The sequence below is a fragment of the Glycocaulis sp. genome (assembly GCF_052168375.1).
GTDB lineage: Bacteria > Pseudomonadota > Alphaproteobacteria > Caulobacterales > Maricaulaceae > Glycocaulis.
The window spans coordinates 1-9,341 of sequence record NZ_JBQLZR010000138.1; the positions used below are offsets into that span (position 1 = coordinate 1).

Here is a 9,341-nt window from a genome sequence, read left to right on the forward strand (position 1 = left end):
GGTGCGCGAAACTCTGCCCGGTCTGCCGGCAAGCCGCATCCTGTTCACGCCGAACTTTGCCCCGCGCAGCGAGTACGAGGCCGCTCTCGCACTGGGCACGCGCCTGACCATTGACGGGCTGCACCCGCTCAAGGAATGGCCGGACCTGTTTGCGGGCCGCGAGATCATCTTGCGCGTCAATCCGGACCGTCCGCGCGGCCATCACGAACATGTCCGCACTGCCGGGCCGAAAGCCAAGTTTGGCATTCCACTGGAGCAGATCGGTCATGCGGCGGCTCTGGCCAAGGCGGCAGGCGCAAGTGTTGCCGGCCTCCACGCGCATGCCGGTTCAGGGATCACCGAAGCTGGTCACTGGCGCGAGATCGGCCGCATTCTGGGAGACGCGGCGGCGAGCATTGGCGGGGTGAAGATCATCAATGTCGGCGGCGGGCTGGGCGTGCCCGACAGCCCCGATGCGCCTGTTCTTGATCTGGGCGAGGTTGACCGCGAGCTGGAAGGCGTCAAGCGCGCGCTGGACGGCGTCGAGCTCTGGATGGAGCCGGGCCGCTATCTGGTGGCCGAGGCCGGTGTGCTGCTGGCCCGTGTGACACAGGTAAAGATGAGCTTCGGCACGCGCTTCATCGGCATCAGTACCGGGATGAACTCGCTCATCCGTCCGGCGCTTTATGGTGCACGCCACGAGATCGTGAATCTCACCCGGCTTGGTGAGCCTGCGACGGGTCTTGCCTCGATCGTGGGGCCTATTTGCGAAAGCGCCGACCTTCTGGGCGCGGACCGGCTGATGCCGGACACGCGCGAGGGCGATGTCATCCTGATTGCCGAGGCAGGCGCCTATGGCGCGGTGATGAGTTCGCGCTACAATCTGCGTGACCCGGCTGCCGAGGCTACCCTCAAGAGCTGACCGGAGGGGAGAGCGAGGAACCCGGGATGGTGCCCATGTCTCCCCATGTGGACGTGGCAATTATCGGCGCGGGCCTTTCCGGCACGCTGACCGCGATACAGCTGGCGCACCATGCGCCGGAGCTTCGTGTTGCGCTAATCGAGCGCAGCGGGAAGGCCGGCATGGGCCTTGCCTATTCCACGCCCGATGCGACCCATCTGCTCAATGTCCGCGCCGACCGGATGAGCGCCATTCCCGCAGACCCTGACGGGTTTGTGCGCTGGCTGGCCAATCAGCCGCGCGATGCGGTCTGGCGCGTGGAAACCGATGCCGGGGTCTTTGTCAGCCGGCAGGCCTATGGGCGCTATTTGCGCGAAATGCTGGATTCGGCCGAGGCAGCATCGGGTGGACGCCTGCGCCTGATCGAGGACGCGGTGTCGGGCATCGAGAGGAACGCAAAAGGCTTCAGCCTGACGCTTGGCGCTGGCGCCCTCAATGCGCGCTCAGTGGTGCTGGCCATGGGCAATCTGGCTGCGCCATTCGCCCTGCCGGACGGCGGGCAAGCCATCAATCCGTGGATGGCAGGTGCATTTGATGATCTCGATCCGGACGCGCCCGTGGCCGTTATCGGCACTGGCCTGACCATGATTGATGTGCTGACCAGCCTGCGCCGGCGCGGTCATCGGGGACGCATCACAGCCATTTCCCGCCGGGGCCTGATGCCCCATGCCCATGCCCCCTTGGCGGCACTGCCCCCACCTGAATTGACGGGCGCCCTGACCGGTCCCTTGTCGCAGAGGCTGAAGCGGCTTCGCATTGCAGCGCGCACTCATGGCTGGCGTGAAACAGTCGACGCCTTGCGCCCGGCAACGCAATCGCTCTGGCAGGCCATGAGTGTGCAGGAGAAGCAACGCTTTTTGCGCCATGCGCGGCCCTGGTGGGATGTTCACAGACACCGCATCGCTGCGCCTGCAGCCGCCATGGTTGAGAACGAGATTGCCGCTGGCACTCTGGAGGTGCTGGCTGGACGCATCTCAGGGATGGGAGCGGGTGCACTGACAATCACCAAGCGCGGCGGCGGCGAATGCCATGTCCCGGCGGCACGCATATTCGATGCTACCGGTTTCGGGCCTCTGGCCCGTTCAGGCGACCCGCTGGTGGCGCATCTGTTGCGCTCAGGGCTTGCCGTGTCCGATGCAGCCGGGCTTGGCCTTGCGGCTGATACCTGCCTGCAGGTGCGCGGGCAGGACGGTCCTGCGCCCGGTCTCTACGCCATCGGGCCGATGGTGCGCGGTGAATACTGGGAATGCACCGCCGTTCCCGACATCCGGCTTCAGGCAGAGGCGCTCGCCCGCCATCTCGCCGTCCAGCTAGATCCCGTTCAGCGAGATCAGGCCTGAACCGCGAAGGCCGGTAATCACGAATTCCACCGCCAGTGCCGCCAGGATGATGCCCATGATGCGGATGGAGACGGTGCGCGCGCTCTGCGACACCATCCGGTCAAGGAAAGGCGCGATCAGCAGCGCAGCCAGAAGCAGTCCGACCACGATCAGCACCACAGCCGCGAACAGGCCCATCTTGATCGGGCTGGTTGAGGCCTGCTCGGAGAAGATGATGAGGGTGGTGATGGTGCCCGGGCCAACCGTCATCGGGATGGTGAAGGGGTAGATCGCCGGGTTGTCGATGTTTTCCTGCGAGGCGCGCTCGCGCTCGGTGCCCGCGCTGGAGGTGTGGCGCGAACCGGAAATCATGGTCAGCGCGATGGTGAAGAGCAGGATGCCGCCAGCGATGCGGAAGCTGTCGATGGCAATGCCGAAAAGGCCCAGCACGAACTTGCCCGCAATGGCGATGGCAAAGCACGCAATCAATGTTGCAATCGCGGCCTGGATGGCCATGGCGCGCTGCGCGGACGGGGCGGTGCCTGCGGTCAGTGACAGGAAGACCGGCATGGCGGCGAGCGGGTTGATCATCGCGAATAGCGCGGCGATGAACCGGCTGAAGAATTCAAGTTCCATGGCCCCGGCGGGTCCTTCTGATGGCAGCGCAGAATGCGCGCCAGCCACTACGCGCAAGCTCACCGCCACGCAACCCCGCCCGCACGGCCATCGCGGCATTCCTGCTATGTGAAAACGCCTGCGCGCGCCTTGCCCCGGTCCGGCGCGGCGGCTAAGCCGGACATCACATGGAAAGAGAGCCCAGATGAGCCAGGAACCGATCCGTCTCGAGGTGCGCGGCGCCATTGCCCACCTCATCCTGAACCGGCCCGAAAAGCGCAATGCGCTCAACGGAGCGATGTGGAGCGCCATTCCGGTATTGCTGGACCGGGCGCTGACCCACGATGCGGTCCGCCTGCTGGTAGTCAGCGGCGCGGGCGGCAGCTTTGCCGCCGGTGCAGACATTGGCGAGTTCGAGGAGGTCTATTCGACACCGGAACGCGCCGAGGCCTATTCGCGCAGCATTGCAGCCGCGCTGGACGGCCTCGCCGCCTTCCCCCGCCCGACCCTGGCGATGATCGAGGGCGCGTGTGTGGGCGGAGGCTGCGGCCTTGCTCTTGCCTGCGACATGCGCTTTGCCGCTGAAGGGTCACGCTTCGGGATAACGCCCGGCAAGCTGGGCCTGGTCTACACGCTCAATGACACGGCGCGCCTGGTGCGCGCCGTCGGGGTGTCGTTCGCCAAGGACATGCTGTTTTCCGGGCGCTTGCTGGATGCTGGCGAGGCCTTGTCGGCGGGTCTCATCAACCGTCTTCTTCCGCCGGACCGGCTGGCCGGTGAGGTGGAGGCGTATGGCGCGCTGCTGGCGGCGACCTCACCCCATTCTGCGAGGGTGACCAAGCAACTCATTGCCCTGATCGAGGCCGGTCAGGCGCATGATGATGACGCCACGCGCGCGCTCTTTCTGGAAGCCTTTTCAAGTGCCGATTTCCAGGAGGGCTACCGCGCCTTTCTCGAAAAGCGCACACCACGGTTTGGCGAGGGCTGAGGTCCGGGCGCGCTCATCCTCAACCGGCATTGTGCGTTGCAATGCAGCAGGAAAAGCGCTTCGCTCCGCATCGGAACTCTGGCGGCGTGACCGGCGCGAAGGACTGCCCGCACCGGTACGGACTGCCAGCGGAAATTCGATACAAACAATCAGGGGAATACCTTCCATGAGCGAAATCCGTTTTGACGGCCGGGTGGCCATTGTCACCGGCGCGGGCGCAGGCCTAGGCCGCAGCCATGCTCTGGCGCTGGCATCACGCGGCGCGAAAGTGGTCGTCAATGATCTGGGCGGCGCGGTCGATGGCACCGGCGGCTCGATCAGCGCAGCGCAGGCCGTCGTCAACGAGATCAAGGAAAAGGGCGGCGAAGCCCTGGCGCACGGCGCCAATGTGACCCGGGCAGACGAGGTTGCCGACATGGTCGACAGCGCCATGAAGGCGTGGGGCCGCGTCGATATTCTGGTCAACAATGCCGGCATCTTGCGCGACAAGAGCTTTGCCAAGATGAGCCTTGAGGACTTCAAGGCCGTGGTGGACGTGCACCTGATGGGCGCGGCGACCTGCACCAAGGCGGTTTGGGACATTATGCGCGAGGCCAATTACGGCCGTGTCGTGATGACCAGCTCCTCGTCGGGCATTTACGGCAATTTCGGTCAGTCCAATTACGGCGCGGCCAAGATGGGTCTCGTCGGCCTCATGAATGTGCTGCATCTGGAAGGCGCCAAGAACAACATTCGCGTCAACGCGCTCTCGCCGACGGCCCGCACCCGCATGACGGAGGGCCTGATCCCCGAAGAAGCGCTGGCCCTGATGACGGTTGAAAGCGTGTCGGCCGGTCTTGTCTATCTTGTCAGCGAGGATGCACCGAGCCGCACCGTGCTGTGCGCCGGGGCAGGCGGCTATGCTGCGACCCGCATCTACGAGACCGACGGCATCTTCCTGCCGCCTGCCGAACAGACGCCGGAAAATGTCGCGAAGCATTTTGCGCAAATCCTCGACCCGAAGGGTCAGGAGCCCTATGAACAGGGCGGACAGCAGACCATGAAATTCATCGCCAAGGCGGCCCAGGCCGCCGGCGTCAAGCTCGGCTAGACCAGAGCCACCGGGAGGAGACACGACCATGAGAGAAGCCGTCATCGTATCGACCGCACGCACCCCGATCGGGCGTGCCTATCGCGGTGCCTTCAACAATACCCAGGCCCAGGAGCTGGGCGGCCATGTCATCGCCGAGGCGGTGAAACGCTCCGGCGTCGATCCAAAAGAAATCGACGATGTGGTGATGGGCGCTGCCATGCAGCAGGGCTCCACCTTCCAGAACACGGCCCGCCAGTGCCTCATCCGTGGCGGCCTGCCGACCAGCGTTGCCGGTCAGACGGTGGACCGTCAGTGCGCCTCCGGCCTGATGGCGATCTCGATCGCGGCCAAGCAGATCATTTCCGATGGCATGTCGGTAACGGTCGGCGGAGGCCTGGAATCGATCTCGCTCGTGCAGAACGAGCACATGAACCTGCACCGCGCGTTTGATCCGTGGATCAACGAGCACCGGCCCGACCTCTACATGTCCATGCTGGAAACCGCCGAGATCGTGGCCGAGCGCTACAACATCTCTCGCGACGCGCAGGACGCGTACGCCCTGCAATCGCAGCAGCGCACTGCCGCAGCGCAGGCAGCCGGCAAGTTCGATGACGAGATCGTTCCGCTCGCGAGCAAGATGGGCGTGATGGACAAGGCGACCGGCCAGATCTCCATCGTCGATACGAAGCTGGAGAAGGATGAGGGCAACCGGGCCGACACCACGCTGGAAGGGCTGCAGGGTCTGCGCACCGTGCATGCCAATGGCCAGAAGGTGAAGGAAGGCAAGTTCATCACCGCCGGCAATGCCTCCCAGCTTTCCGATGGCGCTTCGGCCAGCGTGCTGATGGAAGCGAAGGAAGCCGAGCGCCGGGGCCTCGCCCCGCTGGGCGCCTATCGCGGAATCGCCGTTGCGGGCCTCGATCCCGACGAGATGGGTATCGGTCCGGTCTATGCCGTGCCGAAGCTGCTCAAAGCCAATGGCCTGAAGATGGACGATATCGGCCTGTGGGAGCTGAATGAGGCTTTCGCCGTGCAGGTCATCTATTGCCGCGACAAGCTGGGCATTCCCGATGACCGGCTCAACGTCAATGGCGGGGCGATTTCCATTGGTCACCCCTACGGCATGAGCGGCGCACGCATGGTTGGCCACGCCCTTATCGAGGGCAAGCGCCGGGGCGCGAAATTCGTCGTCGTCACCATGTGCGTCGGTGGTGGCATGGGCGCTGCGGGCCTGTTCGAGGTCTTTTAGGCGTCAGACGAAAAGGGGAGGGGCGTCATGCGGACAATAACGCTGATGGCAGGTTTCATTATCCTGCTGGCAGGGCTTTCCGCCTGCGCCCCGACCACATCCGGCGGCCTGCAAAGCGCGTTCTCGCCCATGCAGGCCGGTCCGGGGTTTACCCCGCGCGAACCCTCCCGGCCCGAGCTTGCCGGTTTCATCGCGGAAGGCCCGGGATTTGCCGCAGAACTCGCGTTTGATGAAGGACCGGATGGCGCGGTCGAAATCGATGCCATGATCGATACGGGCGCCGCGCTGATCTGGCAGCCGCGCCTTGTCATGGCAGAGCCCTGGCTGGCGGGCGGCGTGCAGCGCTATGAAGGCCGGCTGGACCGCGTGGGCGCAATCGCTCTGACGCTCCAGGCCGGGCCGTGTGCCATCGGTGATATCCGCTACGGCCTGTTTGCAGCGCTGGATATGGGCGGGCAGGCCTATGAAGGCTGCGCCCGCGAGACCGGACCGCATGTCCGCTGGACACACGAGATCGGTGATTTCCTGCCCCATATTGATGCCTGCCTCGCAAATGGCACCGGCGCGCGCCGTGTCAGCCTTGTCTATCGCGATGGCGAGGCCGTGATCGTCCGGTTCGACGATGCCTCCATCGGACGCAGAGACTGCGCGAGCACCTCGACGGGCGTAGAGTGGCAACCCGTTGACCGGTCTGCACCGCGCCTGCCGGGCGAAGCCGACCCCTACTTCCTGCCCGGCGACATGCCAGCGGACGGCGAGGGGTGTTTCCTCTATGAGCGCGTCCGCGATCCGCAAGGAGAGACATTGGGCGCGCTGGCGCATGATGGCTGCGCTGTAACGCCGGTGGGCTGAAATCTCGCGCAATTGCGCCGACTCACGCCAGTTTCACCGCCATGATGATCGCCGCGCTTTCCCTCGCCCTGGCCTTGCAGGCCGCCCCCGCTCCGCATGGGCTGACCGATGCTGCTCTGGTCAATGTCCGTGACGGGCAGGGCGATCTCTGGCTTGCGCTCGATGGCCAGCCTTCGGCGCTCACCGTTGCAAGCGGAGAGGGCACACTCGACATCACACTTGTGGCTGTTGCCTGCGCCCCGCGCGACATACAGCCTCCCGAGGGGAGAGCGGTTCGCCGTCTGGCTGTCATGCCGGGCGAAGACGGCAGCTGCACGGTCCGGCTGGAAGGCCAATGGGCAAGCGCCAATGCCTTCCTCGGTGAGGGCGGGGTCATGGTGGCGCTCGATGGGATCGAGCTGGCCGGCGGCGCAGCCGGAACGTCCTTGCGCCCCGTGGGCGCCGCGCCGGCTTCGGCGGGTCCTTCACCGGTGGCTGATGCGCCAGCGTCCGGCAATACGGACACGGCCAGCACCAGCACGGTAGCGGCTGCCACCAATGACACCGCTCAGGCTCGTCCGACGACCCTTGCACCATCTGCGGGCGGGGCCTGTGATGACAGCGCCAGCCGGCTTGAGGACACGCCATGGGACCTCAACGTCATGTCTGCCCATGCGGACTGTCTCGCCGGATCGGGCAGCACCACTGACGCCATAACCCTCTATGAGCGCGTACTGGCGTTCGAACCGGGCCATTATGGCGCCGCGCTCGGCCTTGCGCGTATCCGGGCCGCGCAGGGTGACACGGCGGCGGCGGCCGAACTCTTCCGAACCGCTGCGCAGGCCGCCCGAACCGACGGCGAAGCGCTGGCCGCCCGTCAGGCCGCAGACGGGCTTGGCGATCGCTGAAGCCCGCTTCGAAAATTGGGCCGGGCGGTTAAACTGACGGAAACCCCTTCCTGATAGAACCCTCCATGCCGGGCGGTGATCCCGGCTGGGTGTTCATCAAAAGCCGCATTCAAGCGGTTCACTAACGGGTTGGGTGAAATCATGAAAATCGTGAAATCTGTCTGCATGGCCGCTGTTCTGGCCTCCGGTCTTTTCGTGGCTCCGGCCATGGCGCTGAATGATCGTGAAACCGTCAATGTGGTCGCGCCGGAATATCCGCGTGGCGCCGAGCGCCGCAATCTCGAAGGCGCCGTGTCGGTTCGCTACAATGTGACGCCGGAAGGCACCGTGACCGATGTCGAAATCGTTGAAGCGACCCCGGCGGGTGTCTTCGACCGCGCTGTGCTGCGCGCCCTTGAACAATGGCAATACGCCCCGGCGGAAGAGACCACCGAAGGCGTGGAACAGGTCTTTAACTTTGCGTTTGCAGGCTAGGGCCTAAGACGAAAAGGCGGCGTCAGGGGTGATTCCCGGCCGCCTTTATTCGCGCACGAAGCGTTAACCCTAACGGGAGACTAACGATGAAGATCAACCTTCAATCGGTGCAGACCCGGCTCAACGGGGCCTTTGCCCTCGTCGCTATGGTCGGGGTCGCCGCCGCTCTGGCAGGTGTCATTGCCCTGCAGAGCACACGCGGCGCGCTGAGTGAAGTTGTTGATGAAGCCGCGCCGATGGCCAGCGCCGCCAGCGCGCTTGAGGCTGCCAGCAGCGCGATCACCGGCGAACTGGCCGCTTTCGCCCGGTCTATAGATACGGTCGACATGGCGGCTTCCGAAGCGCGCCTGCGCACGCTGACCGGGCAGGCCCGCGATGCCATTGCCAATCTTTCCGGAGCTGGCCTTGATGCGGCGCGCACTGCAAGCCTTTCCGAATTGCTGGATGATCTGGCCGCTGGTGTGGAAGCGGCCAATGCGCCGACCGCCGCCAATCTGGATGCGCGCAATGCCCGCCTTGATGCCATTGCTGCTGCCATTGCCGAGCGCGCCGAGGCCGTAGCGGCGCTGGAAACGGCACTTGAAGATGCAGCCGGTCAGGCGGAGCTGGAAACCTTCCTGCGCCTTATCATCGATCTCAACCTGATCCTTACCCAGTTTGCAGAGCTGGACGGCGCCCTGTCGGCTGATGAGGTGGCTGATGTGGAAGAACGCTTCCAGCTCGCCATGGACGAGCTTCTCGTCAATCTGGCGATCCTGGGCGACGCTGCCACCCAGACCATCACCGATACCAGTGAAGCGCTTATCTCGCGCGGCGAGGGCACCGAAGGTGTGTTCGACCTGCGCCGCACCGAGATTGAAGCGGAAATCACCGCACCCAACGCCGTCGAAGATGCGCGCATCGCGCACGCCCTGCTGACCGCTGAGGTTGAACAGGTTGTGGCCG

At 65.0% G+C, this 9,341-nt stretch carries 8 protein-coding genes and 2 pseudogenes; 9 read left to right on the forward strand and 1 reads right to left on the reverse strand.

Features of this window, described 5'->3' with window-relative positions:
* Positions 1–901 (forward strand): annotated as a pseudogene (locus ACTS2Z_RS05480) (bifunctional aspartate kinase/diaminopimelate decarboxylase); the annotation flags it as partial.
* 26 nt (positions 902–927) lie between these two features.
* Entirely contained in the window at positions 928–2,280 is a 1,353-nt protein-coding gene (locus tag ACTS2Z_RS05485; RefSeq protein WP_442572217.1) for an FAD/NAD(P)-binding protein, read from the forward strand.
* Here the strand turns inward: ACTS2Z_RS05485 and ACTS2Z_RS05490 are convergent.
* The gene (locus tag ACTS2Z_RS05490) at positions 2,251–2,895 is read right to left on the reverse strand and encodes a MarC family protein (protein ID WP_442572218.1); all 645 of its coding nucleotides are present in this window, start codon (positions 2,893–2,895) and stop codon (positions 2,251–2,253) included. The genes ACTS2Z_RS05485 and ACTS2Z_RS05490 overlap by 30 nt on opposite strands.
* Before the next feature lie 184 nt (positions 2,896–3,079).
* On the opposite strand from ACTS2Z_RS05490, the gene ACTS2Z_RS05495 reads away from it, so the two are divergent.
* From ACTS2Z_RS05495 to ACTS2Z_RS05525, 7 genes and pseudogenes are all read left to right on the forward strand, one after another.
* Positions 3,080–3,862 (forward strand): enoyl-CoA hydratase-related protein, encoded by a 783-nt coding sequence (locus ACTS2Z_RS05495; RefSeq protein WP_442572219.1) that lies wholly within the window; start codon positions 3,080–3,082, stop codon positions 3,860–3,862.
* A gap of 166 nt (positions 3,863–4,028) precedes the next feature.
* The gene (locus ACTS2Z_RS05500) at positions 4,029–4,952 is read left to right on the forward strand and encodes an SDR family NAD(P)-dependent oxidoreductase (protein ID WP_442572220.1); all 924 of its coding nucleotides are present in this window, start codon (positions 4,029–4,031) and stop codon (positions 4,950–4,952) included.
* 28 nt (positions 4,953–4,980) lie between these two features.
* Positions 4,981–6,183 (forward strand): acetyl-CoA C-acyltransferase, encoded by a 1,203-nt coding sequence (locus ACTS2Z_RS05505; protein WP_442572221.1) that lies wholly within the window; start codon positions 4,981–4,983, stop codon positions 6,181–6,183.
* Between the two features lie 27 nt (positions 6,184–6,210).
* Positions 6,211–7,035 carry a hypothetical protein gene (locus ACTS2Z_RS05510; protein WP_442572222.1) on the forward strand — a complete coding sequence of 275 codons (825 nt, stop codon included), beginning with the start codon at positions 6,211–6,213 and terminating at the stop codon, positions 7,033–7,035.
* Positions 7,036–7,076: 41 nt separating this feature from the next.
* Positions 7,077–7,922, forward strand: coding sequence for a tetratricopeptide repeat protein (locus ACTS2Z_RS05515; RefSeq protein WP_442572223.1), 846 nt, complete (start codon positions 7,077–7,079; stop codon positions 7,920–7,922).
* A gap of 141 nt (positions 7,923–8,063) precedes the next feature.
* Positions 8,064–8,396, forward strand: coding sequence for an energy transducer TonB (locus tag ACTS2Z_RS05520; protein ID WP_442572224.1), 333 nt, complete (start codon positions 8,064–8,066; stop codon positions 8,394–8,396).
* A gap of 86 nt (positions 8,397–8,482) precedes the next feature.
* Positions 8,483–9,341, forward strand: a pseudogene (locus ACTS2Z_RS05525) (chemotaxis protein); the annotation flags it as partial.